Raw genomic sequence first — 26269 nt, 5'->3', positions numbered from 1 at the left:
AACACTTCATGACCGCCTTTTTGTGACCATGCTGGAATATCTTTAATCGCACCTTTATCTGTTAAGTGTACTTCTAAAACTTCCCCCGATTGTAATGCTTCCATCGCCTTCTTTGTTTTCACAATTGGCATTGGACATGCTAATCCTTTTACATCTAATACTTCTTTCACCTTCATCTTATATACCTCCTATTTTTATTTCATTTGAAACCGAATTAATTATGAACAGCACAACGGTTTGGACCAATCTCCATTTCACGCTCTTCGTCTTGACTTGGATTTAATCGCCCCATATTTGTTTGACGAATTTCTTGATATGCATTCGGTTGAGGTGGTAAATTCTCTGTTACAACTTTACGAAACTCTCCCTCATCCTCAATATTTAATCCTGCATTATACGCAAATAAATCTTTTAATTTAGCACTAACAATGCCACTCTCGTCCATTTCAATTATTTTTGAATAATGAGCCGGTAACACAACTAAGTTTTGAGATAGTTCTTTATATCGGCTATACAAAGTAGTACGTAAATCACTTACCCAATCTTCAGCTTTCCCAGCAAGGTCTGGACGCCCAATTGAATCTACAAATAAAATATCGCCTGATAATAAATAGGAATCATCTACAATAAATGACGTACTTCCAATCGTATGCCCCGGTGAGTATAATGCGTCAATTTCAATTTTAGTACCCCCCACCGTAATAACAGATCCTTCAACAAGTGGTTTATATGAGAACACAACTTCCTCCGCATCTTTTGGCGGCAACCAATACGTACCACCTACTTTTTCCGCTAACTTACGTCCGCCAGAAATATGGTCTGCATGTAAATGTGTATCCATTACATTCGTAATCGTAACACCATGCTCTTTCGCAAACTCTTCGTACGCTTCAACTGTTCTTACTGCATCAATAACTGCTGCTTCACCGTTTGAAACGACCATATAAGATAAGCAACCTTTTCCAAGACGGTTAAACTGATACATACTTCCGCCATCTTTTAAATCTCCAACTTTTATAGGCTTTATATATTCACTCCAAGCCTTCATACCACCAGATAAATAATAAACATTTTCTAATCCAGCCTCTGTTAATTGCTCTGCCACAAATATAGAAGACCCTTCTTTTGCGCATACTACTAAAACATCTTTATCTTTAGGTAGTTCACTTACAATATGATCTACACCCTCTAATAAATCAAAGTACGGCACATTCATTGAAGTAACTTCTTTTCCTTCAATTTTCCAATCTTCATAATCCGCCTCATTACGAACATCTAAAATAAATAACTCTCCGAATAAAACTTTCTCTGCAACATCTTTTGCTTGTAACGGTTTAACGTTCATCTCATTACCCCCATAGGTATATTTTTATTTAAAAAATTTTATTTTTCCACATTGCCTTGCCACTCTAACATGCCTGGAATGACATTTTTCACATTTGCATAACCTTTCTCTTTCAACATGTGGCAAGCTACATCACTACGGTTACCAGTTCGGCAAACAACATAAATTTGCTTCTTCTGATCTAACGCTGCACTGTCTAATTCCCCTAACGGCACGGAAACAGCCGATGGAATATGACCAAAAGCGAATTCCGCCGCTTCACGAACATCTACTACAATACACTCTTCACCACTTAATAATATCTCTTCCAATTCCGAATTCGTAATTGTTTGAGGATATTTCACTACTTCATTCACTTCATGCTCGTGTGCTTTTCTAACGTAATGCATCAATACATCACCTTCGTGTTTCGTCCCGATGTACTGATGACCTACTTTACTCGCCCAACTTTGTATATCTACAGTAGACCCTTTATCTGTTGCCTGAACTTCAATCACTTGCCCTGATGTCAAGCCTTCCATCGCCTTCTTCGTCTTCACAATCGGCATCGGACAGGCCAAACCTTTACAATCTAAACTCATATCCACTTTTATACTCATAGTCGATTCCTCCATAATTTATACACATATACCTGTAGGGGTATATTAAAATGTTTTTGAAAATCTGTCAACACTTATGTTTGACAGATTATCGGCTTTTTACAAGTAATTGAACAGCTTCTTTAATTAACTCTTCATTTGAACCATTACCGCTTTCAAACTGCTCACGCAAACATTGCTCTAAATTCGTTCCCACAACAAGTCCAATTGTACGATCAAGTGCAGAACGAGATGCCGTTAACTGTGTAATAACCTCTCGGCAATCTTTTCCTTCTTCCATCATACGAAGCACACCACGAACCTGACCTTCAATACGTTTCAATCTATTTTTCATATCTTGATTATATTCCATTCTATAATCACCTCATTACCATTATGTCACTATTTATAACCTATGACAATATATTATACCCTATAGGGTATTTTGTAAACCCCTATTTTTAATGTTTATCTTATATATTCACAAAACAAAAAGTGAAACCTTAATACATAAGCTTTCATCTTCCACTAAATTTTGAAGTGGAAGATGAAAAAATATTAATACGCAACACGTTCTGGTAATACTGTCCCATACAATTTAAAGCCACCATCTACATTCTTTACCTTATATCCTTTTTCCATTAACATGCGCGCTGCGACATAACCTCTCATACCAAGTTGACAGGTAATATATATTTCTTTATCTACCGGTACTTCATCCAAACGATCACGTAACTCATCTAAGGGGATATTAATAGAACCTTTAATCATTCCTTGTTTGAGTTCATTAGGCTCTCGAACATCAATAAGATATCCACCATTTTCAACAATACGATCTACCTCATGCCATTGTACTGTGTCCACAAAACCATCTACTATATTACTTGCCGCATACCCCACCATGTTTACTGGGTCTTTTGCAGAAGAATAAGGCGGGGCATATGATAATTCTAAATCTGGCAAATCAATTACGGTTAAGTTTGCCTTCATTGCCGTTGCAATAACATCAATACGCTTATCTACACCGTCACGCCCTAACGCCTGCGCCCCATAAATTTTTCCGCTTTCTTTATTAAAAATTAATTTTATTAACACTGGCGTCGCATTCGGATAATATCCGGCATGCGAATTCGCCTGTACATGTACTACCTCATAGGGTATATTTAATCGTTTTAATATTTTCTCATTTACTCCCGTCGCAGCAACTGTTAAATCAAAAACTTTAGCTACAGAAGTTCCCATCGTACCTTTATATAAAGAATCCGTATGACCATGAATAATATCTGCTAACATGCGACCTTGACGATTAGCTGGCCACGCTAACGGAATCATCGTTTCTGTTTCTGTAACAAAATCCTTTACTTCAATCGCATCACCAATTGCATATATGTGCGGGTCCGACGTTTGAAAACTCTCATCTACCTTTATCGTTCCTCTAACTCCTAGTGCTAACCCTGCATCCTTCGCTAAACTGCTCTCTGGTTGCACACCAATTGCTAAAATAATCATATCTGTCTTTATGATTGAACCACTTTTTAAACGTACAACAGTCCCGTGCTCTTCTAATGCATCTACACCATCTTCTAAAACAAGCTCAACATTGTGCTTTTTCATATGCTCATGCACATATGCTGCCATTTCATAATCAATTGGTGGCATTACTTGATTTGCCATCTCTACAAGAGTAACATCAATTCCTCGTTCTCTTAAGTTTTCAACCATTTCTACTCCAATAAATCCGCCACCAATAACCGTCGCATGATGTGGTTTCTTCTCATCAATGTACGCTTTAATACGATCTGTATCAGGTACATTTCGTAACGTAAACAACGCCTTCGCTTCTTCAATACCTGGAATAGGTGGAACGATTGGTTTTGCCCCTGGTGAAAGAATTAAAATATCATATTCCTCGTTATATGTTTCATTTGTAGTTACATTCTTTATAGTAATTGTTTTCTCTTCTTTATTTATCTTTACCACTTCACTCAATACACGTATATCTAAATTAAAACGCTTTGACATCCTTTCAACAGTTCGTACTAATAACTTTTGTCTTTCTGTAATGACACCGCCAATATAGTATGGTAAGCCACAATTTGCAAATGAAATATATTCACCACGCTCCACCATAATAATTTCATCTTCTTCGCTTAAACGACGAAGCCTTGCAGCTACTGATGCCCCGCCGGCAACTCCACCTACTACTACAATTTTTCTAGACATATTTCAAACCTCCATCTTATTTATTTTCTTAATGTATCAAAAACAGAAAACCTATACCCGTATGGGTATATAATAAAATATACAAAAATCATTTTCAATATATATATCTTTTGTTCACAAATTCGAAACAAAAAAACCTAGATATCTCCAGGTTCCTTTCTGTATGATTAAATCCATGCCTAAAGGCGGCGTAGTATGGAGTAATACTTATTTTTGACGGCTGAATTCATTTACGGATGAAGTAATTTGTCATACTTCCTATAAACTCTTTGTAAAACTATAATCCATTTCTCCACCTAACGCTTCAGGTGTATCACCAGTTTCTCTAAAATCATGTGTATAAATTTGTTCAAATGAACCGAAATCTACTTGCTTATAAAATTCATAGCAAGGGAAACCATCATGTTCTCCTTGAATATTAATACTACCATCCTTTTTCACACATACAGTTAATAAATAGTCCACAGGAGGAGCATACACATTTAACGGATTACTTGCACTTGCTCTCATTTTGAATTGCACACCATCAGAATTCCATTCAATATCCGTACACACAATATTTTCAGTACTCGCTTTTCCTGTTCTTTTATTCACCGAACCATCTGGGTTTGTAACCTTCTCTGTCGTAATACCCGTGTCCGCATATGAAAACACTTCTTCTTTATAAAAATCCACTACTACCTCTTGCTCAACTCTAGAGCGCATAGCGTTTACCGCATACGGTGTAAATTCACGGGAATCACCTTCGAATTGGATTACTTTTCCCGTTTCCATATCCTTCTTAGCTTCAGTCCAAGACATTGGAATAAATACACTGGCTCTAATTTTAACGATATTAGTCATAAGAAACACCTCTATAATTTTATTTTAAATACTGCATATCATTGAGTAAAACAGATCACAATTTCGGTCCCATAATCAATAGATTTCTCTTTTAACGTTTGCTACTTCCTTCTGAAAAATAGCGCTATATTTATTAGATTGTCGTTTTAAAACTATATTCCATTTCTCCAGCTAGTGCTGCTGGGGTATCATCCGTTTCTCTGAAATCATGTGTGTATATTAATTCAAATAAACCAAAGTCTATTTGTTTATAAAATTCATAGCAAGGGAAACCATCGTGTACACCTTCAACATGCACAGTACCACATTCATTAACTCGTATAGTCAAAAAATAGTCAGCTGCAGGTGCTGTCGTGTTTAACGGATTACTTGCACTTGCTCTCATTTCAAATGAAACTTCATCTTCACTCCATACAATATTTGTACATACAATGCTTTCTGTACTTGTTTCTCCTTTTTGATACTCAATTGAGCCATCTGGATTTGTAATCTTCACAGTGACGATACAAGCATCTGCATATGTGAAAATTTCTTTTTTATAAAAATCAATATTCACTTCTTGTTCTAATCTTGAACGCTTTGTGTTCACAGCGTATGGTGTAAACTCACGTGCATCTCCAGCATATTCAAACACTCTTCCTGTTGCAGAATCCTTAATAGGTTCCAGCGATGCATATGGTGCAAATACACTCCCTCTAATTTTAACGATATTAACCATGTGAAACCTCCATTGATTCTATTTATATAAATCATTATTTGTACTATACGGAATATAGTCAATTTGATTGACTATATTCCGTATAGTACAATAGGTTTCACATGTAGTCAACTTAATTGACCATAATTACGGAGGTTATATACATGGATCATTCAACATTTAACGAACTAGACCTTACTTCACTTTTATCATTATCTTTCAGTACATTAATTACTGAACTACATGAAAAATTAAGTGAATTAGGATTTGAAGATATTAGGCCAGCACATGGTTTTATGTTCAAACGCATTCTTCCTAATGGAGCAACTGGTATAGAACTAGCTGAGTATTTAGGGATTTCCAAACAAGCTGTAAGTAAAATGGTAGATTCTCTTGAGAGTAGTGGTTACGTTACACGTAAAACGCATCCTACTGATAAAAGAGGTAAGATCATTATTTTAACCGAACGTGGTTTGTCAGTAATGAAAGCAAAAGAAGAAATAATAGCTGAAATAGAACAGCGATGGATTGAAAACATAGGTGCAGAACGAATGCAAATGCTTAAAGAAGATTTAACAACATTCGTTACTAAAAAAAATACAGGAAAATTATCATCAAATATACGCCCTGTTTGGTAAACAAAAACTCCATATAAAAAACGAATCCATTTTGATTATTCTTTTTCAAAATGGATTCGTTTTTTACAGTTTTATTAATAATTATTGTTTCTTTTAAATTTTATATTAAATACATGAAAGTCTATATTTTAAACATTATATGATTTCATAACTCTCTGCACAATCAAACTCGCCGTATTCTCCTCCGGTGGCATCAACAAATTTGTAGCTGGCCCATATACGACAGGACTTAATTCCACTTCATATCCACCATATACATACTCTTCCTTTGTAAGTAAATAACCAATATATCCGTTCGTATATCCACCAAAGAAAGCTAGTTCATTTTGAAGACTCTCTTTCACTTCTAACGCAGTTTCTGAAAAAGGTTCCATCGGTATACCAGAGAACATACCATCATTAACTTGAAACAGTTGAACTTCCAAATCAATACGTAACTGCCGAATACCTTGCTTATATTTCTCTAAAACGATAGTAAACCATTCATCCGTGTTCACACCCCACTGCTTCTCCGCTAATTGAGCCATTCTTCGTATCTCATGAATTTCTGGAATATCTTTCAACTTCATTTGCATCATACTCGAAACTGTTCTTAAATTTACAATTGGGCTATATGTAACTATTGGCAACATCGTTAATACATGTCCACTAAGTGTGTAAGCCATTTTCTTTAATGCTTCCCTTGAACCACGATGCTTCGCATTTACATTACCAGCAGCTCCTTGCATAATAATAACAGGACAGTTTACGATTTTCTCAAGAATCTCCCTCGTCATTCCAGGATAATCCGCTGATAATACATCGCTATCACCTTTTAAAACATTCGGATGCGCAGTACAAAATACAATAATTCCAGATAGCTCCTTCGTTTCAGCATGTCTTACTGCTAACATACCAATTCGTTTATCTACAACACCTTCTATATTTGTTCCCATCTTTGCTCTTCCATCAGATGTTCTCTCTCTTCGGTTGACCCCAATATCACCTGTCGTAACACCCCAGCCAACTTCACAGAGCTTCAAGTTGTTATCCGCAGTAACCGCACCTTGCACTACATTATTTACTAAACTCGTTTTATACGAATTTACTAAAGGTTGCTCACCGACTGTTTCTGGACCAGAGTGTGTATGTGTATAAACAACTGTTATTCGCTCAAATGGCACATGAAGCCTACTAGCTACTCGCTCACGAATAACATTCGTATCTTCTACTAACATCCCGATGTTATCAACACTTATAAACACCGTTTTCATTTCATTTTTTTCAAATACAAAGACCGTCCCGTAAATACACTCTTCAATATTATTTATTCCTGTCTCTCTATGGTATCCGACAAAATCAATACCGACAGGCGGCGTAATATCCACCTTGCATACCCCTATTTTGCTCATTTGAATCGCTCCATTTCTCTATGTAACTCCCTTTTTCAAGAATAGCATATTTGACCTTGTTCCAAATAAAAAAGAACGGACATAGCATTCTATGTCCGTTCTTTTCATCACACATACTTCCGATGCACCATCTTCCCATCATAAGAAAACACAACGCCCTTACTCTCCACAATGGACTCCATATGCACCGTTCTTCCCCATAGCTGATGAAGATACGGTAATACTTTTTCTAAGTATTTTAAATCTAGTTCAATTCCTTCATAGCTATGTTTAATGTACAATTCCCCATTCTTTAAGTAGTCTCCATCTTCTACTACTAAGTACGGGAAACCTCCATTAGTACGCATATTTACAAGTTGATCACGCACATGCTCCCATTCTTTATCAATCACTTTATATTCTTTTCCTTGGCGCTGGAATAAGTACATATCTTCTCTCATTACGAGGTCTTTATTTAAGTAGTTTCTTAAGAACGATACGTCCCACTCAATTTCACGTACTTCAAAAATTTTGTCTCGACCAGATCCTGGTTTTACACCGCGTCGCTTCATTTCTTCTGTCGGGTTATTGTAGCGTTCTTCAATATCTTCGAACATTTTAATACCGAGGTAGTATGGGTTAATGCTTGTTTTTGATGGTTGAACTACACCTGCATTAAGCTTTGCGAATTCAATCGCTTCAGAAGATGTTAAGTCCATTTCACGAAGTATGCGTTGATGCCAGAAGGAAGCCCAGCCTTCATTCATAATCTTCGTTTCAAGCTGTGGCCAGAAATATAACATTTCCTCGCGCATCATCGTTAATATGTCGCGCTGCCACTCTTCTAGCTCACGGCTATATTCTTCAATAAAGAGGAGTAAATCTTTTTCTGGCTGCGGTGGGATTTTCTTCTTTTTATGCATATTAGGTCGTTCCCTCTTTTTGTTTCGATCATCTAAATTCCATAAATCATCGTACTGTGATATCTTTTTCTTTTCTACATCCTCTTCTAAATCTCCAATACTCCAAGCAAGTTTCGGACGCATAAGCGATGGATCAATATGTTCTTGAATGGCAAGTACTGCATCCAAGAACGTTTCTACCTCTTCTCTTCCATACTTATGTTCATACGCCTTCACACGATCTGCTGTCGCTGCCATACTCTCCACCATATCGCGTTTCGTATTAGAGAAACGAATATTATTTTTGAAGAAATCACAGTGCGCTAAAACGTGCGCCACGATTAATTTATTTTGAATTAAAGAATTCGTATCTAATAAAAAGGCGTAACATGGATTAGAGTTAATAACGAGTTCATAAATTTTACTAAGTCCTAAATCGTATTGTAATTTCATTCTGAAAAATTGCTTTCCAAAACTCCAATGCGAAAACCTCGTCGGCATCCCATATGCACCAAATGTATAAATAATTTCCGCTGGACATACTTCATAACGCATCGGATAAAAATCAAGCCCAAATCCAGTCGCAATTTCCGTAATTTCCGCAATCGCATATTGCAGCGCTTTATCTTCACTTGCTCTCATTATTTTCCCTCCTTACACTTTCCCTTAAGAAAGTGTATGATGAGGAACAAGCTTTCATGAGGATTGATTGCATAATAAAAAGACATCCTCATAAAAACGAGAATGTCTCATCTATTAACCTTCAATAATCTCCATCTTCTCCGTAATCGGCGTACGAGCTTTTCCTTCTGGTGCTTTATCGAAATAGCCAAGGTGAAGAATTCCAACGATGCGTTGACCTCTTGTTAAACCAAGTCCTTCTATAAATAATGGATTGTAGTTTAATCCGCCTGATTTCCAAACGCAACCTAAGCCACGTTCCCAAGCAAGCAGTTGGAAGTTTTGCATAAATGCACATGTTGCAGCGTAATCTTCGTCGCGTTGAATTTGACGTGGATCTTCATTAATATAAACAACAATTTGTGCCGGCGTGCTTAAGAAACGATCTGATAAAATTTTGCCGCGTTTCGCTCTTTCTTCTTCTGTGAAAGAGTTTAATACTGCATCTACTAATTTTTTGCGGCCTTCTCCAATGTATAATTTACAATTCCATGGTTCACGGTGTTTATGATTCGGTGCCCATGTTGCGTCGTTTAATAGTTCAATTAATAACTCTTTATCTACAGCTTTATCTGTAAATGTACGTACAGAGCGTCTTTCTTTAATCACATTTGCGATGGAAGTATATGTAGTCATATTTTTCTCTCCCTTATTTTCATCTATATGTATACATTTGTTATTGATATTGATTTTCAATTTCGATTATACCTTAGTTTTTTACTATTAATCAATGTTTTATGTTGGAAAACTTCCAAAAACGTCATTTTATACTGTGAATAAAAAAACTTAACTTGTTCACAAGTATTTCACATTTTATGGAAATGATATATGTACAGTTTTCCACATTATCCATCTAGGAGGAGTTTATATGTACAAAAAAATCGCAGTAAGTATGACTATGGCAACATTATTATTCGGGGCAACCGTCTTCCCTACTTTCGCTGCCACGCCAAAAGAAATAACATTGCACCATCATAAGCCTATTTCAGAAGAAGAAATGCAGTCGCTCGAAAAACTCGGCTATAACAAACATGAAATTTGGAAAGCTGCTCACATTGCAAGAACCGGTAAAAAAGAAATAAAAGACGTTTTAGCTTACTATAAGCAAAATAAATCTTGGGAGAAAACAGCCCAGCATTTCGGTGTAGATCCAAGTAAATTAAAAAAGCATCATATGAATAAAGAGACGAAAAAAGCACTGCTGCAAGAATTAGCAAATATGCAAAAATCTACACCAGACGGCCTAAAACAAAAAATGAAAGATTATAATATCGGATTACGTCAGCTCACGGTATTAACAATCATCTCTCAAAAAAGTAACACTCCTCTTGATGATGTACTAAAAATGAAAAAAGACGGAATGGACATTAAACAAATTGCAGAAAAATTAAATGTAAAAAAAGAAGATATACGAGCAGAAATGATTAAATTAGTGAAGTCTATTAAGGAAAAGAAAACAAATTAATACGCCAAAAAAGGAAGGGATTCCCAATATCCTTCCTTTTCTTTATGAACTTTCAATTTTCAAGTATAAATTCCCGCCTTTCCCAAAAACTAACATAAGTAAATGATATATGTCAGGGGGGTAAAAATGTTCGGTTTCTCATCTGAAAAATCCAAAAAGACTACGGCAAAACCACTTTGTTCTATTCCAGAATTTATACATACCATGAAAGAATCTAGCGATTTTGTCTCTTATAACGTACTTGAAGATGAAACGTTATGCTTGTTTTATTATAAATCTGTCGTGGAAGCACTTATTATTAAACAGTTTATTTTAACTCCTATGAAAAAGGAATCAGAACATATTCAAAATATCTCTGACCTATGTAATATTGTCTCCATTGAAGATATTATTACCTCTCCCTCTATTGATGATATTCGTGAGAAATTATTAGGTGGATATATTTTAGTACGCTTAAAAAGCAATTCGAATCCCGATCAATATGCTTTAATTCGTGCCGAAAGTACTGTTTTAGGAACACGATTATATAACGATACAGAAAATGAGTATAGCGTAATTGGACCTAAAATCGGTTTCGTTGAAAACCTTGATACAAATATACACTTATTGCGCCGAAATATTGTAACGGAGCAACTCATTTTCAAAGAAGTTATCGTTGGATCTATGTCAAAAACGAAAGTAGCAGTTGCTTATATTGAAAGGGTTACAAATGAACAATTTATCAACACTGCAATACAACGACTAGAAGACATTGACTTTGATGTTCCATTTGATTCGACTATGATTGAGCAATTTATTAGTGATAATAGCAATTCACCATTCCCTGTTCTATTACCTACAGAACGATTAGATCGAGCCGTATTTGCATTAATTAACGGGGAAGTTTTAATTTTAACAGATGGCTCTCCATATGCTTTATTAGGACCGACAACGTTACTAGATTTTTTCATTTCACCAGAAGATTATTATTTACCGTGGATGATTGGATCGTTCTTTCGCGTTATCCGTTTTTTCGGAGCTATATTTTCTCTTTTTTCCTCCGCTATTTATACAGCGGCTTTAACATATCATTATCAAATGATTCCTGCTGATTTACTAGGACCTATTATTTTCTCGAGAGCGAACGTACCTTTCCCGCCTATTCTAGAAGCACTCTTTCTAGAGATTACAATCGAATTGCTTCGTGAAGCGGGAGCACGTTTACCGACGAAAGTCGGACAAACAATTGGTATTGTTGGCGGGATTGTAATTGGGCAAGCATCTGTTGAAGCCGCTTTAACGAGTACGATTTTATTAATTGCAGTTGCTTTATCCGCTCTTGCATCTTTCACAACGCCGACTGTAAAAATGTCTTCTACTATTCGGTTGTTACGATTTCCGCTTATTCTTTTAGCTGGTGCATTTGGTGGATTAGGTCTTATTGTCGGGTTTGTGTTTATTTTAGCTCATTTAATTAAATTAAAATCACTTGGATCACCTTATTTATTACCTTTATACCCATTTCGTGGTTTAGGTACAGCGGAAGGTTTTTTCCGTTTACCGTTTAGCCAAACTGCACAAAGGCCTTCTTTCCTTAGACCAAAATCTAAATGGCGCTATAATCCGAACAAAGCGAAGCAAAAACGTGATGGTGATAATGAATGAAAAAACTCTTATTGTTCCTTATTATACCCCTTTTTGTTCTACAAACTGGCTGTACACAAACGTATATAGTGGATACACAGCGTATTATTCATATTGCTGGATTTGACATCACAAAAAACAAAAGATTCCAAGGAACGATCTTATTTCCAGAGTATACACATGGTGTAAAATCGAAACCAGAAACTCAATCAACATCTGCCCGCTCACTTGAAACAATCGCTTCACGATTAAATGCAAAATCCCCCCACAATGTAGTTGTAGGTCAAATGCGTGTCGTTTTATTTGGAAAAGATCTAGGAGAACAAGGAATGGGGGAAATTATTACTAACTTACAACGTGACCCAAATATCGGGCGTGATGTACAACTAGCAATTGTAGATGGCTCGGCTGAAGAGCTTTTAAATTATGTAAAAAAAAATGGTTCGTTATACATTGCTGATTTACTTGAACAAAATATACGAAACGAGAACATTCCACAAACCACATTAAACATTTTTTTATATAATTACTACTCTTCTGTATGTGATGCGTATGTTCCTTATATTAAAATGGACGATAATCATTCCGTGGCTGTCAAAGGACTTGCTTTTTTAAAAGGTGATAAAGTCGTTATGTATACAGATAAAAGACATTCTGTTTTAGCAAAATTACTTATTAACCCTACGAAAAATGGACGTTACGAAGCAGCGATAAAGAAGAACAAACATAAAGGTATGGTTGTCATACAAAACTTAGCTGGGGAAAGCAAGTATGATATTGATCAAACTGGTGACATACCAAAAGTAAAAATCCATTTAAAACTAAATGGACTAATTAAAAACTCCCCTAATTGGATTGATTTAAGAAAAAAAACAAATATCAATTATATAAAAAAACAAATTGAACGAAACGTTGAACAAGATTGTGAAGAATTAATAAAACAATTTCAACAAAAGAGAATTGATCCTTTAGGAATACGCGATGAAATTAGAAGCCATACGAGAAAATGGAATATAAACCAAATTCGAAATATGTACCCGAATATAGCTGTGGATATAAATTTAGATATTAACATTGTACAATCTGGAATTGGAGAATAGTGAGGTGAAATAAGCAATGCATACAATGAATAAAACAAAGACTGTCTCTCCATATTTTGCATTTGTTTTGTTACATTCTCTTCAAATTGGAATAGGAATTCTAGGATATCAACGGGTAATTTTAAAAAATGCTGGTTATGACGCTTGGATATCTCTAATCATAGCAGGTATTGCAACTCATATTGTACTGTTTTGCATGCTAAAAATGTTAGAAAAAGATGGCGATTTAATTAGCATTCATACAACGAGCTTTGGAAAATGGATCGGTTCTATATTTTCTGTAATTTTTACTCTTTATTGCTTATTATTTTGCCTTACTGTTCTTCGTACATATATGGAAGTAATACAAGTTTGGATTTTCCCTACCATTAAGTTATGGAAACTAACCCTTATGTTTTTATTAGTGACTTACTATATTATAAAGGGAGGATTTCGCTCTGTGACGGGAATATGTTTTTGGGGAGTCGTTCTTCCTATTTTCGTTGTATTCTTTTTAATTTATCCAATGAAATATGCACATTTCCGCAATATTTTACCTATTTTTACACATTCACCTTTTGACATGCTTATATCTGCAAAACACTCTGCGTTAGAGTTTCTTGGTTTTGAGACAATCTTAATCTTCTATCCATTTATTGAAAAAGGAAAATCCTTAAAAAGATGGGCTCATGCAGGTATTGCTTTTAGTACCTTAATTTATGTAGTTTTAGCCATCGTATCTTTTATGTATTATAGCGAGGGCCAATTAAATCACACGATTTGGCCTACTTTAACAATGTTAAAAATCATTAAAGTCCCTTTCATTCAACGCTTTGAATATATTATTATTTTCGTTTGGTTTTTAATTATTTTGCCAAACCTTTGTTTAACCATTTGGTCATCATGTCAAACGATGAAGCGTTCATTCCATATTCCCTTTACATTCACATTACCATTTTTTATTTTCATGGTCTTTACAGCTTCCTTATTTTTCACAAATCGTGAAAGTATCAACACATTAAATACAGTACTATCTAAAGCGGGTTTATATATTGTATACGCTTATATCCCAATTTTATTTCTATTCCATTCAGTACGATGGCGTTTCAAAAATCCGTCGAAAAAATCTTCAACCGATACACCATAATCTCTGATACAATTTGAGTAATACATTTGTAAAGGGGACAAGCGTATGAAGAAATATGTATTTTCTTTACTTGCAGTACTAAGTTTAATTCTTGCTGGTTGCGGAGCTACTAGTACAAATGAAAAGAAATCATCTGAATCAAAAGAAGAGCATGACCACGCATCGCACACTCAGCAAGCTGACATTCAAGAAAAAACAAAAGGAGTCGACACACTTCCTACCTTCCTAGACAAGCTTGATCCACAAATGAAAGATATCTACACTGTCGCTGGGCAAAATGCAGAGCTATTAGATTGGATTCCATGTTACTGCGGTTGCGGTGAGAGTGTGGGACATAAAAATAATAAAAACTGCTTTATTCGTGAAATGAAAAAGAATGGTGAAGTTGTTTGGGACTCCCATGCAACGACTTGCGTCAATTGCTTAGAAATCGCGGTTGAATCTGCTTCCATGAAACAAAAAGGAAAATCAACGCTCGAAATTCGTAACTATATCGACAATAAATATAAAGAGGGCTACGGCAAGCCAACACCTACGCCAATGCCAAAAGCTTAAAAACGGGGATATTCCTCGTTTTTTCTTTTCATTCGCTTTTTTTCTTAACAAATTCTTTCAAGTGTATTTCTCCTTGCTTGTCACACACTATATATAACTCCTCAGTAAGGAGGGTACACAGTGCAAACATATAACGACTATGACAAAGCTCTCTATTACACGTATAGCTGTAATTGGGATAAATTACTCGTTCTTATGGTTCAAACGAACGATCAACTATTTTCTAAGCGTATTGAACATTTTTTACACGCTTATCAATACAGTAAAGAAATGCCAGAAGTTGATAAACAATTGCAGCTCCTATTTCAATATATTGACCATGCATCCCAAAAGTCACATATAGAAGAAGTAGAGCAAATTCAAATGTAAAATATAGCGCTATTCTCTTTATGAGAATAGCGCTTTTTTAAAATGTTTATATCAATAAAAGTTTCCCCTTATAAAACTTTTATTGATAAACATATTTTTTCTTTCTTTTCTGTGCTACTTCATACTATAATTTAGTATGTAACTATTATAAGAGAGGTATAAAATATGGGACGAGAAAAAAAGCAAGAATATGCTTTACTTACCGCATGGGGAGCTTCTTTTATCGCTACACTAGGAAGTCTGTACTTTTCCGAAATCATGAAATTTGAACCTTGTGTACTTTGTTGGTATCAACGTATTTTTATGTATCCATTCGTTTTATGGCTTGGTATCGCTGTAGCAAAGAAAGATTATCGCATCGCAAGTTATTCTTTACCAATTGCAAGTATCGGTGCTTGTATTTCTTTATATCACTATGCAATTCAAAAAGTCCCAGCATTTTCAGCTGCTGGAGCAGCTTGCGGCCGTGTACCCTGCACCGGAGAATTCATAAACTGGTTTGGTTTTATTACAATCCCGTTTTTAGCACTTATCGGCTTTATTACAATCGCTGTATGTAGTTTTATTGTAATAAAAAACAAATAAGGAGATGAAACAATGAAAAAAATGCTTATATTTGGTGGTATTATTATCGCTTTGTTTGCAGCAATTTTCGCTGTCACACAAATGGAAGAAAAAAATGCTACTAGTCAAAAAATTGATAATGCTACTGATAGTAAAACAAATGGCCCTGACTACTATACAAACAAAATCTCTCTTTCAGATCTTCAAAAGAATTTAAAAGAGAAAAAAGAAGAAACAGTATACTTTTATCAAACATCTTGCGTTCATTGCCAAAAGCTATCTCCTGTCGTAGTACCAATGGCTAAAGACTTGAACGTTGATATGAAAGTTATGGATATTGAAAAACTAGATGCTCCTTGGGATGAATATAAAATTAAAGGAACTCCAACAATCATTCACTTTAAAGATGGCAAAGAAGTAAGCCGTATTAGTGGTGAACAACCGAAAGACAAATTAAAAGAATGGCTTGAGCAAACAAAAAAATAATGCGAAAAGGAAACTCCTTCTACACATGAAATGGGCGTAAAATCCCAAACTAATGTATAAGGAGGGGGTTTTATGCCAGAAGTGAAATGTTCTGTTTCCAATTGCTCATTTTGGGGACAAGGTAACTTTTGTCAAGCAAGTGCAATCGTTGTTCAACCAGATGCACAAGAGGCCGGTTCGAATGCAAATGATTCGTATACAGGTGCGGTTTTAACAAACGAGACGCTAGAAAGTTCTGTAGCAACGAGTGTAGAAACTTGTTGTCATACATTTAAGCCAAAATATTAAACATAAAAAGCATACGATTACTCGTATGCTTTTTTTACATTCCTCTCCAAAAATCATGCATGATAAAAAAGTACAAAATAACGAGAACAACTGTCCCACATAAGGTAATGCGCCGATATATACTCTTCTCTCCTTCTCTCGCTTTCACAAATGCCCAAATAAATCCGAAAAATAATATTAAATCAAAATATGGAACATAAAAAGAAAAGACGAGAAACGCATACAAATACACGATAAATAAACAGGTCGTTACTAAGAAAACTTTAAAAGCAAATTCACTTTTCATAATGTAACCGCCCCCTATCTGTACTGTATTATATTCAGCAAAATACAATAGTTGCAGTTAAACTCGAAGTAGAAATAAGCTACCGTCTGTAATACGGTAGCCATTATGGAACATTATATTTCCGTTTATATATATTACTTAAAGTCGAGGCAGGAATTTGCTCATAACGAATTTTTTCTCCTGTTTCATCCACAATATACAAATTGTTTCCTATATAATATATTCCATCTTTTCGTTTTGAGTACACTGCATATCTTTCGTTCGGCAATACCGTTTTCACTTTCGTTAACTGCCCATTTGGTTCTTGCCAATATATATCAGCACGGTCTACTAACGTAAGCATGCCAATTTGCTCTTCTTCTATTTTACGACCATTCCAGCTCACAACGCGGTAACCAAGCTTATTCGCTTCATATTCAGGGCTCGTATGAAAACGAGAAATGATTACTTTCGTCTGTAATTGCACCCGATCATATAACCATTGTATATCCCGGTCATGCATGCGAATACAGCCATTCGACTCTCGGCTTCCAATCGTCCATTCCCGATTTGTTCCATGAATCGCATACTCCTTTTTATCCAAACCTAACCAACGCGTACCGAGAGGATTATTCGGTGCACCACCAGCTATTTTTTTTCGATGGTATTCTTTATTTTTAAATTTAGTTATAATACAAAAATTACCTTCAGGCGTAGGTGTACGATCTCTTCCAGTTGTTACGGGGAATGTTTTTGTATAATTTCCATTTTCAAAAAAAGACAACTGGTTTGTCGTAAGATTCACTAATATTAAATGATCTGTATCAGCAAAAGCACTAACCGGTAGGATGAAAAATAATAGTATGACGAAATATAATTTTTTCATCTATATCCCTCCCCTAGCGCTCAATATAATTAGTGGAATTAACTTTACTTTGCTCTTATCAATGAAAACTATCCATTTACAATAACGCCTCCATTTACATGCATCATTTGTCCGGTAACATAGGATGAATCATCAGACGCTAAGTATACATATGCTGGCGCTAGTTCATATGGTTGACCAGGTCTTTGCATCGGAACATTGCTTCCAAACTTAGAGACTTTCTTCTCATCAAAACTCGATGGGATAAGTGGTGTCCAAATTGGTCCCGGCGCAACACCATTTACACGAATCCCTCTTTGCACTAACGATTGAGAAAGCGATCTTGTAAAAGCTACGATTGCTCCTTTCGTTGCGGAATAATCAATTAAAGTTTCATTTCCTTCATACGCAACGATAGACGCCGTATTTATAATGACATCCCCTTGCTTTAAATGAGAAAGTGCTGCTTTCGTAACGTGAAAATAAGAAAAAATATTAATACGAAAAGTCTTTTCTAGCTGTTCTGCTGTAATATACTCTAGCCCTTGCTGCGGATATTGCTGCGCGACATTATTTACTAAAACATTCAAACTACCTAGCTGCCGAACGGTCTCTTCTACAATATCTTTACAATGCTGTTCATTACTTAAATCACCCGGCAACAATACACATTTCCCCCCCTCTTTCTCAACATATTGTTTCGTCTCATTTGCATCTTCCTCCTCATCTAAATACGCAATCGCAATATTTGCTCCCTCTTTCGCAAAAGCGATGGAAACAGCGCGTCCAATCCCACTATCTCCTCCTGTAATTAATATATTTTTTCCTTTTAACTTTTCGCTTCCTTTATAATTTGGGTCTTCGAACTGTGGTAGAGGATTCATTAACGATTCAATACCAGGTTGTTTATTTTGATGTTGCGCTGGCATTGTTACAAAGTTTTTTTGCTGTGGCATATCTTCTTTCAACTCCTTTTCCTTATAATATGCGCACAATAAAAACTGAAATTCACACATCGTTTTACGATTAATATTCGAATTTAAGACACAAAATATGAATTGTTGTAAACTTTTTATGCAAAACTATTGCAAAATAGTTAAAAAACGAATATTATATATAACTGTTGTGAAAATTATTCGTAAACAGAAAGGATGTTTATATGTTTAACCTTTCAAAACATAAAACTTCTATTAAAACTGAAATTATGGCAGGTATTATTACCTTCTTAACAATGGCATATATCATTGTCGTAAACCCTGTCATCCTTGGGGATGCAGGTGTTCCATTTGAACAAGCATTTACAGCAACAATTATCGCTGCTGTTGTCGGAACATTATTTATGGCAATCTTTACAAACTTACCAATCGCAATCGCACCAGGTATGGGATTAAATGCTTACTTCTCTTACTCTGTTGTAAAAGCTCATGAAGGCATGACTTTCGCAATTGCATTCTCTGCTGTATTCGTAGCAGGTATGATTTTAATTTTGTTATCATTCACATCTTTCCGTACAAAATTAATGGAAGCAATTCCTGAAAACTTAAAACATGCAATTACTGCTGGTATCGGTCTTTTCATCGCCTTTATCGGTTTACGTTTAACAGGTATCGTTACAAAAAATGAAGCAAACTTAGTTGGACTTGGTGATCTTCACTCTGCTCCAGTACTACTAGCATTAGCTGGACTTGGAATTACAATTGTCCTTATGTCTTTAAATGTAAATGGTGCACTATTTATCGGAATGCTATTAACTGGTATTATCGCTTACTTCACAGGACAATTATCGTTCTCAAACGGCGTTACATCAATGCCTGGATTACCAGAAGGAATCATCGTTTCCAATCCAATTACTGCTGTATCTGATGTAATTAACTACGGATTGTACGGCGTTGTATTTTCATTCTTCCTTGTTACATTATTTGATACAACAGGTACATTACTTGGAGTTGCTCAACAAGGTGGATTTATGAAAGATGGAAAGCTTCCAAAAGCTGGACGAGCTCTTCTATCTGACTCATTCTCAGCAACAATCGGTTCTATGTTCGGAACAACACCATCAACAGCGTACATTGAATCATCTGCTGGTGTTGCAGCTGGTGGTCGTACTGGTTTAACAACTGTTACAGTAGCTGTTCTATTTGCACTAGCAGCATTCTTCGGACCATTAGTAAGTGCTGTTTCTGGCGTATCAGCTATTACTGCACCATCATTAATTATCGTTGGTAGTCTTATGATGGGATCAGTTCGCCACATCGATTGGGACACATTTGATGAAGCATTCCCAGCATTCTTAGTAATATTAAGCATGCCACTTACATCAAGTATCGCAACAGGTATCGCACTTGGATTTATTTCATACCCACTTATGAAAGTGGCAAAAGGTAAATTCCGTTCTGTTCACCCACTTGTGTATGTATTCGGAATCTTGTTCGCTTATCAATTGATTTTCTTACCACATTAAAATTCCTCATAAAGAGGGATTTTTTTTTATGTATAAAAAAATAGAGCATCGAATTTCGATGCTCTATTTTCCTTTTGCAACAATCACACGAACTACTTTCAATACAAGAAGTAAAAGACCGTTCACTATCGCTGCAATCCCTAAAAATACCGCTATTATCAGCTCTCCCATTCCGTTATTCAATACAAACATAACAGAAGAAATGAAAGCTAAAATAAACAATATTAACGTTGGTATATATTTAATAATAGGCTTCTTATATGATTTTTTTGAAAGAAGAAACGTAATTACTAATGTCATAATGATCACAAAATATACTACAAATAAGAAAATCATACGAAAGCCTCCACTATTCCTAAACTATGAACAATATAAAAGAAGTTAAAACTTATTAATATTTTTCATTCATCTGTACTTCTTTACTATACTTTTGAATGAAAACGGATGAAATAACCATTACCATCCCTACACTAAATCCAATAAGCTGATCCAGTAGCATTTCATCATGAATGAACCAGCGCAGTAAAAATACACCACCAAAAATAAACATCATAGTAAATCCAGTATGCCTAAGACCTTTATATACATTTTCCATATGTATCACCTCTTCACATACTTTTATCCATATTATACCATACATCCATCGAGCAAACGTATTGTCCTCTGGCAGTATGCAGCTACCTTTTGATCATGTGTAACAACTAGCACCGTTTTTCCTTGTTTATGAACCTCTTTTAAAATGCTCATAATTTTTTCTCCGTTTTCTTGATCGAGAGCACCAGTCGGTTCATCAGCAAGTATAATTTTTGTATCTTGTGCTAATGCCCTCGCTATCGCTGTCCTTTGCTGCTCTCCTCCAGATAATTCGTGAGGATACTTGTTAATATGTCTCTCCAGCCCTACCATTTCCAGCATTTCTTTTGATATTTGTATACGTTTCGTATGAGAGATTTTTCTATATATAAGCGGGAGCATTACATTTTCAATAACTGTATAATCATCTAGTAGCGAAAAGTTCTGAAACACAAATCCAACTTCCTTATTTCTATACTTATGATAGTTGGCCTTTAATGTACTCGTATCCATTCCATCTAAAAAATACTTTCCAGCAGAGGGGCTATCGATTAAGCCAATAATGTTAAGGAGAGTAGATTTCCCCGAACCAGAGGGTCCCATAATAGCTATCATTTCGCCTTTTTCTATTGTAAGATTAATATCTTTTAAAGCACTAAAATTACTCTTTCCGTATCCCTTAGCCACATTTGCGAGCTGAATCATCTATAACACCTCTTTCATATATGTATTTTTTATTTTTAGTACATTGAAATAAATGATTGTATATATAACGAGGATCATTGCAATTGATAGAGCACCTATAACAACCAATGATTCTATAGAGACTTGTAACGTTCCAAAAAAAGATATGGTACTATTTTCTAGCTCTTTTTGAATTTCAATTACTCCGCTATTCTCCCATTGAAAATACATAATTCCTATACATATCGATAAAATGAATAACAACATATACTCAATAATAAATGGAAGACATATTTGAAAAGTACTTGCACCTAACGCTGATTTAATAGAAATATTTTTACGCTCCATATAAAGTGCGGCCATTGATGTTAATACGATAGATAGAAATGAAAAAAATAAGACTGTACCGCTTAATAATAAGGGGTATGACATATTATCAATACCTTGCTTTTCGTTTTCTAACAATTTATTCGGATTTGTAACATAATACGAATATCCCTTACCTTCCGTTACCTTTAATACTTTCTTTTGAAATTCATTTATATTTATATTCTCATTTGTTTCTATAATTAACCCATTGTATAACAGGTCTACACTATAGAACTCTATTTCTTCCGTTCCAATTGGTAAAATTGCCATGTCATCTAATAATGTAATACGATTATCCGATATTTCACCGCTCCGAGGATATGTAAATGGTGAATTTTTTTCTAAAAAGCCAATTACTTTTAGCTTCATTTTTCCAGATGGTATAACCTCACCAATAGATACCTTCTCTTTATAATTAGCCCCTAATATAACAGGTCTAATATCAAATACTGATTTATGAAATTCCGATTCCTCAAAATACCTTCCTTGTGAAAGTCGGATATGAAAGTACTTATTAATATCTTTATCAATAATAAGAGTCTTTATCGTTCCATTTTCTTTTTTTAAGCTAAGTGAATAGTTACGGAGCAAATAATTTGTTGTATTTTTTATTGGTATCGTATTAGATAACCCTTGAATGAATTGTTGATAATCATTTCTCGCTTTTTCTTCGCTAAACAATGTTATATCTTGCGTCGCATAAAGTTCATAGAAATTTTTATGAGTCGATAAATGATTTGCTACCGTCATCATTTTTCGATATCCCGACAGATTACTAATAAATTCTATAGATGAAGAAAATGCAATAATTAAAGAAATTACTATAATTAAACTTGGTAACAACCGTTTTTTCATAGATCGTATAGAATCAAATATAAAAAACATGACGACCACCTACGTTCTTAAATGTTTTGAAGGATATATATTTATGATGTGCTTGATTGGAATTACAGTAACAAATATTGTAAGAAAAATTATAAAAACAACATTATATATCAATACATATAGTGTTAACGGTTTTAATAAGTATGTCTGAAAATACGTATGAATTGTTCCCGAAAATATTTCTAGCGTAAAAAAAACTGAGAACATCGCTACTAGAGAAATAAACAAAATTTGAATATATAGTTCGTAGTAAATAGATATATTAGAAGCACCTACTGCTTTTTTTAATGAAATCTCTCTTTCTTTTTTATAAATCCAAAATAAAACCGCAGAAATGCCAGAAACAATTGCAACAAGAATAAATTTATAATAATACTTATTTGCTGGATCTATATGTGTCACATGTAGTTCCTGAAGATCTCGTTCATTCAGTATTTGAACATCTCCCGAAAGCACTTCTTTACTCCTACCCATAAATTTTTTTATTTCGTTATGAATAGATGATGTAGGATTAACAACTGTTAATTGTAATTGTTTACTCGCGATAATACCTTTTTTAGATATAGTAGGTAAATTTTGAAGTGGGATGTATATGTCTGATACACCGACGTCACTGTCTTTTCTCGATATAGTTCCTATTTTTTTATATGTATCATCAAATTCATATAAGTCCTCTACATTCGTTTGATCGCCAACAACCATATCGTTTACATTTTCACGATAAAAATATTGTCCTTCAGAAATATATGGCTTCCAATAATAATCATCTTTTAAATTCACAGCTACGATTTTTATTGCACCTGAACTATTTAATGCTTTTAAATGCTCTACGTAAATATCACTTTTTACAAAAATATCTTGTATGACAGGAATTATCGCTTCCAATTCAGTTGTATTCGCTATCGGAACAGTTAACGTTTGATTCTTTTCTGGAAAGCCGATTTGAAAAGCAGATATGAAATTTCGTTTAGATTCTGTTAAAAGCGCAGCTACTGATATAGAAAGAAACGAAATAAAAAATGACATAAGAAGAATGACTGAAAACAGTTTGTTGTTTTTTATATTTTTAAAAGCTAAATACATGTCTCTGCTCCTTTTAGATAAGAAGGAGATGATGCACATCCCCTTCTCCTTATCCAAATATTTATAAAGACAACTATTTAATATTTTTTACCACTGTAATCGTAAGTTACCGTTACTATCAAAAGTACCTTTGTGTGTATCTTCTTGATAGTCATTATTCTCATTGGCATAATGCTCAGAATATAGCCCCTTTGCACCAAAGGCGTTATATGCGCCATTACTAACAGTGGCATTTAATGCTCTTCCCGATTCATGTGATCCTAATTTATCCGAAGCACTTTCAATATATGAATAACTTCCTTTTGAATTAATAAAAGAAATCGCTACTGAACAGCGAGATGCGTTTTGATTCGTAGTCGTTTGAGCTCTGTAAGATAGTAAGTTACCGCTTTTGTGGCCACTTAAAGTTGGATAAAATGCACTTGTTGAGATTGATGTTGCTAATAATACTAAAGTCGTAATCGAAAAAAACTTTCCCTTCATTAACAATCACCTCGTAAATTAAATAGTTTTTTGTAGCGCTACATCGTCATAATACCTCTCAAGTAAATTCTCCTCAATAAGACACCCATATGTTTTACAAACTCTTTAAACACTTAAACATTCATACATTTTTAAAAAGTAACGGATAAGCAAGCAATACAAAAAAGACTGCGGAGAAACTCTTCCCCGCAGTCTAATACTTATTTTTGTAAAAACGACTGTAAATCTGCAAACTGTCTCTTTGCATCTTCATAGCCTTGCTCATATAGATTTTGTAGTTTTGCTGTATCTTTTTCCATACGATCTACTTGAAGCGGCACTTCTGGGCGAATAACAAATAAATTCCCGGCTTGCTCTTCTTTTTCAATGTAGTGAAGTGTTTCATTATATACTTCATAACGATTCAACATCGTGTTCACAAGGTTCGGATATTTTTTATATGCTTTCGCTGCCACCCATCCAAACTTTGACTTTTTCTTCGCGTAACCATGATTTCTCGTTAAAATAACGACTGATTTTTTAAACCCATCTTCCTGTGCTTTACGAACTGGAATTGGATCAGAAATCCCACCATCTAATAACTGCTTACCACGGTAATTTACTACAGGTGCAATGAAAGGTAATGAACTAGATGCTTGTAATAAATTTAGTGCATCATCATTCGTTCCTTCTTTTTCAAAATAAACAGACTGTCCTGTTTCACAATCTGTTGTTCCTACAAGGAAACGCTCTGGGCTATTAAAATATGTTTCAAAATCAAACGGGACATGTTTTTCTGGAATTTCATGAAAAATGAACTCCATATCAAACAATTGGCGTTTTCTCCATAAATTTTTATACGATAAATATTGTGGGTGTGATGCATAATCAATATTGACCGTTTTATTTCTATTTCTTTGTCTGGAAAGATACGACGCTGCATGACAAGCACCAGCTGATACACCAATTACATATGGAAAATATAAATCTTGTTCCATAAAGTATTCTAATATCCCGCCCGTATATACACCACGCATACCGCCGCCTTCTAATACTAACCCCGTATTTTCAAGCATGTTATTCTCTCCTCTTTATATATTGACTCTTTAATTATTCACCATGTTAAGTATCTTTTTCTATTATATATGAGTTCTTTTAGAAATTATATTCAAAAGTCTTGAAATAAAGGAGTTTTTTCTTCCAATTATATTTCCAAATGACCGGAGACATCCTTTATAAACCTTTGAATAAAATCTTGTTCTTCTTTCGTATATCCATCTAAAAGTAATAGCCACTTTTCTTCAGCTTGTTTATGCAATTTATCATGAGCTTTATATATTTCATTTCCGCTTTCCGTTAAGCGGAAGAAAATTTCTTTTTGATTATCTAACATTTGCATCTTCTCAACGAATTGCTTTTGAAACAACTTTGTACAAATTTTAGAGATTGCACCCTTCGTCATTCCCATTTCTGTCGTAATAGCAGTTACATTCATCAGAGCATTTTTTCCGATACACTCGATAACATGTAATTCAGATAAAGACATACCACTTATACCTGTCTCACGAAGAAATTTCTCATTTTGTTCTTTCAAATGTTCTTCTTTTTTATGCAAAAGTGTACGAATGTCCGAAAGTATTTCCATTTGTTTCGTTGCATGATCCAATCCGTTCGCCCCCTAAGTTTCCAAAGAAACAATTTAACTATATACCATTTTAAAATCATTTTTTCATATTTACAAGTGAGAAAAACATGTTAAAATAAATTTA

The 26269-nt window shown here is 34.7% G+C and carries 32 protein-coding genes; 11 read left to right on the top strand and 21 right to left on the bottom strand.

The window, feature by feature from the left end; genetic code table 11:
• The 7 genes from JDS99_RS23715 to JDS99_RS23685 form a co-directional block, all read right to left on the bottom strand.
• Positions 1-176: sulfurtransferase TusA family protein (locus tag JDS99_RS23715; RefSeq protein ID WP_199695812.1), on the bottom strand; the 176-nt coding region annotated here is incomplete at its 3' end.
• Positions 177-214: 38 nt separating this feature from the next.
• Positions 215-1345: an MBL fold metallo-hydrolase gene (locus tag JDS99_RS23710; protein WP_088062028.1), complete on the bottom strand. Its 1131-nt coding sequence runs from the start codon at positions 1343-1345 to the stop codon at positions 215-217.
• A 38-nt stretch (positions 1346-1383) separates the two neighbouring features.
• Positions 1384-1944 carry a sulfurtransferase TusA family protein gene (locus JDS99_RS23705; protein ID WP_088062026.1) on the bottom strand — a complete coding sequence of 187 codons (561 nt, stop codon included), beginning with the start codon at positions 1942-1944 and terminating at the stop codon, positions 1384-1386.
• Positions 1945-2032: 88 nt separating this feature from the next.
• Positions 2033-2296, bottom strand: a complete 264-nt coding sequence (locus JDS99_RS23700; RefSeq protein WP_000456206.1) for a metal-sensitive transcriptional regulator — start codon at positions 2294-2296, stop codon at positions 2033-2035.
• Positions 2297-2481: 185 nt separating this feature from the next.
• A complete protein-coding gene (gene cdr / locus JDS99_RS23695) occupies positions 2482-4146 on the bottom strand; it encodes a CoA-disulfide reductase (protein WP_199695811.1) in 1665 nt (554 codons plus the stop codon).
• Between the two features lie 258 nt (positions 4147-4404).
• Positions 4405-4989 carry a DUF3238 domain-containing protein gene (locus tag JDS99_RS23690; RefSeq protein ID WP_088608421.1) on the bottom strand — a complete coding sequence of 195 codons (585 nt, stop codon included), beginning with the start codon at positions 4987-4989 and terminating at the stop codon, positions 4405-4407.
• A 133-nt stretch (positions 4990-5122) separates the two neighbouring features.
• On the bottom strand, positions 5123-5707 hold the full coding sequence (locus tag JDS99_RS23685; protein ID WP_088608420.1) for a DUF3238 domain-containing protein: 585 nt from the start codon (positions 5705-5707) through the stop codon (positions 5123-5125).
• 143 nt (positions 5708-5850) lie between these two features.
• Between JDS99_RS23685 and JDS99_RS23680 the strand changes: the two genes are divergently transcribed.
• Complete coding sequence (locus tag JDS99_RS23680) at positions 5851-6324, top strand: MarR family winged helix-turn-helix transcriptional regulator (protein WP_098133089.1); 474 nt, start codon at positions 5851-5853, stop codon at positions 6322-6324.
• A gap of 128 nt (positions 6325-6452) precedes the next feature.
• On the opposite strand, the gene JDS99_RS23675 is transcribed toward JDS99_RS23680, so the two are convergent.
• From JDS99_RS23675 to JDS99_RS23665, 3 genes are all read right to left on the bottom strand, one after another.
• The gene (locus JDS99_RS23675) at positions 6453-7715 is read right to left on the bottom strand and encodes a neutral/alkaline non-lysosomal ceramidase N-terminal domain-containing protein (RefSeq protein WP_199695810.1); all 1263 of its coding nucleotides are present in this window, start codon (positions 7713-7715) and stop codon (positions 6453-6455) included.
• A gap of 107 nt (positions 7716-7822) precedes the next feature.
• Positions 7823-9238, bottom strand: coding sequence for a stage V sporulation protein SpoVR (gene spoVR / locus JDS99_RS23670; RefSeq protein ID WP_001202728.1), 1416 nt, complete (start codon positions 9236-9238; stop codon positions 7823-7825).
• 114 nt (positions 9239-9352) lie between these two features.
• Entirely contained in the window at positions 9353-9913 is a 561-nt protein-coding gene (locus tag JDS99_RS23665) for a nitroreductase family protein (RefSeq protein ID WP_000214808.1), read from the bottom strand.
• Positions 9914-10145: 232 nt separating this feature from the next.
• On the opposite strand from JDS99_RS23665, the gene JDS99_RS23660 reads away from it, so the two are divergent.
• From JDS99_RS23660 to JDS99_RS23620, 9 genes are all read left to right on the top strand, one after another.
• Positions 10146-10742 carry a hypothetical protein gene (locus tag JDS99_RS23660; RefSeq protein WP_199695809.1) on the top strand — a complete coding sequence of 199 codons (597 nt, stop codon included), beginning with the start codon at positions 10146-10148 and terminating at the stop codon, positions 10740-10742.
• Between the two features lie 126 nt (positions 10743-10868).
• Positions 10869-12386, top strand: coding sequence for a spore germination protein (locus JDS99_RS23655; RefSeq protein ID WP_199695808.1), 1518 nt, complete (start codon positions 10869-10871; stop codon positions 12384-12386).
• The gene (locus JDS99_RS23650; RefSeq protein WP_060487580.1) at positions 12383-13465 is read left to right on the top strand and encodes a Ger(x)C family spore germination protein; all 1083 of its coding nucleotides are present in this window, start codon (positions 12383-12385) and stop codon (positions 13463-13465) included. Before JDS99_RS23655 ends, JDS99_RS23650 begins: the two co-directional genes overlap by 4 nt.
• Positions 13466-13481: 16 nt before the next feature.
• Positions 13482-14591: a GerAB/ArcD/ProY family transporter gene (locus tag JDS99_RS23645; RefSeq protein ID WP_088608416.1), complete on the top strand. Its 1110-nt coding sequence runs from the start codon at positions 13482-13484 to the stop codon at positions 14589-14591.
• 45 nt (positions 14592-14636) lie between these two features.
• On the top strand, positions 14637-15146 hold the full coding sequence (locus JDS99_RS23640) for a PCYCGC domain-containing protein (protein WP_048545771.1): 510 nt from the start codon (positions 14637-14639) through the stop codon (positions 15144-15146).
• 120 nt (positions 15147-15266) lie between these two features.
• The gene (locus JDS99_RS23635; protein WP_001195461.1) at positions 15267-15515 is read left to right on the top strand and encodes a YhdB family protein; all 249 of its coding nucleotides are present in this window, start codon (positions 15267-15269) and stop codon (positions 15513-15515) included.
• Between the two features lie 165 nt (positions 15516-15680).
• The gene (locus JDS99_RS23630) at positions 15681-16100 is read left to right on the top strand and encodes a disulfide formation protein C (RefSeq protein ID WP_000532264.1); all 420 of its coding nucleotides are present in this window, start codon (positions 15681-15683) and stop codon (positions 16098-16100) included.
• Between the two features lie 12 nt (positions 16101-16112).
• Positions 16113-16565, top strand: a complete 453-nt coding sequence (locus JDS99_RS23625) for a thioredoxin family protein (protein ID WP_088608414.1) — start codon at positions 16113-16115, stop codon at positions 16563-16565.
• 72 nt (positions 16566-16637) lie between these two features.
• Positions 16638-16853 (top strand): DUF1540 domain-containing protein, encoded by a 216-nt coding sequence (locus tag JDS99_RS23620; RefSeq protein ID WP_088062010.1) that lies wholly within the window; start codon positions 16638-16640, stop codon positions 16851-16853.
• Between the two features lie 34 nt (positions 16854-16887).
• Here the strand turns inward: JDS99_RS23620 and JDS99_RS23615 are convergent, their stop codons facing one another.
• The 3 genes from JDS99_RS23615 to JDS99_RS23605 form a co-directional block, all read right to left on the bottom strand.
• Entirely contained in the window at positions 16888-17139 is a 252-nt protein-coding gene (locus JDS99_RS23615) for a hypothetical protein (protein ID WP_088062008.1), read from the bottom strand.
• 103 nt (positions 17140-17242) lie between these two features.
• Complete coding sequence (locus JDS99_RS23610) at positions 17243-18004, bottom strand: L,D-transpeptidase (RefSeq protein ID WP_088062006.1); 762 nt, start codon at positions 18002-18004, stop codon at positions 17243-17245.
• A 68-nt stretch (positions 18005-18072) separates the two neighbouring features.
• Entirely contained in the window at positions 18073-18939 is an 867-nt protein-coding gene (locus tag JDS99_RS23605; protein WP_199695807.1) for an SDR family oxidoreductase, read from the bottom strand.
• 203 nt (positions 18940-19142) lie between these two features.
• Between JDS99_RS23605 and JDS99_RS23600 the strand changes: the two genes are divergently transcribed.
• The gene (locus tag JDS99_RS23600) at positions 19143-20444 is read left to right on the top strand and encodes an NCS2 family permease (protein WP_088062002.1); all 1302 of its coding nucleotides are present in this window, start codon (positions 19143-19145) and stop codon (positions 20442-20444) included.
• A gap of 63 nt (positions 20445-20507) precedes the next feature.
• Here the strand turns inward: JDS99_RS23600 and JDS99_RS23595 are convergent, their stop codons facing one another.
• The 8 genes from JDS99_RS23595 to JDS99_RS23560 all read right to left on the bottom strand — a co-directional run bounded on the left by JDS99_RS23595 (position 20508) and on the right by JDS99_RS23560 (position 26166).
• A complete protein-coding gene (locus JDS99_RS23595) occupies positions 20508-20780 on the bottom strand; it encodes a hypothetical protein (protein ID WP_000576485.1) in 273 nt (90 codons plus the stop codon).
• 55 nt (positions 20781-20835) lie between these two features.
• On the bottom strand, positions 20836-21084 hold the full coding sequence (locus JDS99_RS23590; protein ID WP_088062000.1) for a hypothetical protein: 249 nt from the start codon (positions 21082-21084) through the stop codon (positions 20836-20838).
• Complete coding sequence (locus JDS99_RS23585) at positions 21072-21722, bottom strand: ABC transporter ATP-binding protein (RefSeq protein ID WP_088061998.1); 651 nt, start codon at positions 21720-21722, stop codon at positions 21072-21074. The genes JDS99_RS23590 and JDS99_RS23585 overlap by 13 nt, the downstream gene beginning before the upstream one ends.
• Positions 21723-22955, bottom strand: coding sequence for an ABC transporter permease (locus JDS99_RS23580; protein ID WP_142310409.1), 1233 nt, complete (start codon positions 22953-22955; stop codon positions 21723-21725). It lies immediately after the preceding gene.
• A gap of 9 nt (positions 22956-22964) precedes the next feature.
• Positions 22965-24038, bottom strand: coding sequence for an ABC transporter permease (locus JDS99_RS23575; protein WP_088608409.1), 1074 nt, complete (start codon positions 24036-24038; stop codon positions 22965-22967).
• Positions 24039-24125: 87 nt separating this feature from the next.
• Complete coding sequence (locus JDS99_RS23570; RefSeq protein ID WP_137012262.1) at positions 24126-24521, bottom strand: hypothetical protein; 396 nt, start codon at positions 24519-24521, stop codon at positions 24126-24128.
• Positions 24522-24721: 200 nt separating this feature from the next.
• The gene (locus JDS99_RS23565) at positions 24722-25576 is read right to left on the bottom strand and encodes a patatin-like phospholipase family protein (protein ID WP_087985830.1); all 855 of its coding nucleotides are present in this window, start codon (positions 25574-25576) and stop codon (positions 24722-24724) included.
• Between the two features lie 128 nt (positions 25577-25704).
• Positions 25705-26166, bottom strand: coding sequence for a MarR family transcriptional regulator (locus tag JDS99_RS23560; RefSeq protein ID WP_088608408.1), 462 nt, complete (start codon positions 26164-26166; stop codon positions 25705-25707).
• Positions 26167-26269: the final 103 nt, after the last annotated feature.

The sequence above is a fragment of the Bacillus cereus group sp. N6 genome (assembly GCF_016483705.1).
In the GTDB taxonomy this organism is placed as follows: Bacteria; Bacillota; Bacilli; order Bacillales; family Bacillaceae_G; genus Bacillus_A; species Bacillus_A wiedmannii.
The sequence above is the reverse complement of the archived record's forward strand: the minus strand, read 5'-3'. Positions and strand labels throughout refer to the sequence as shown.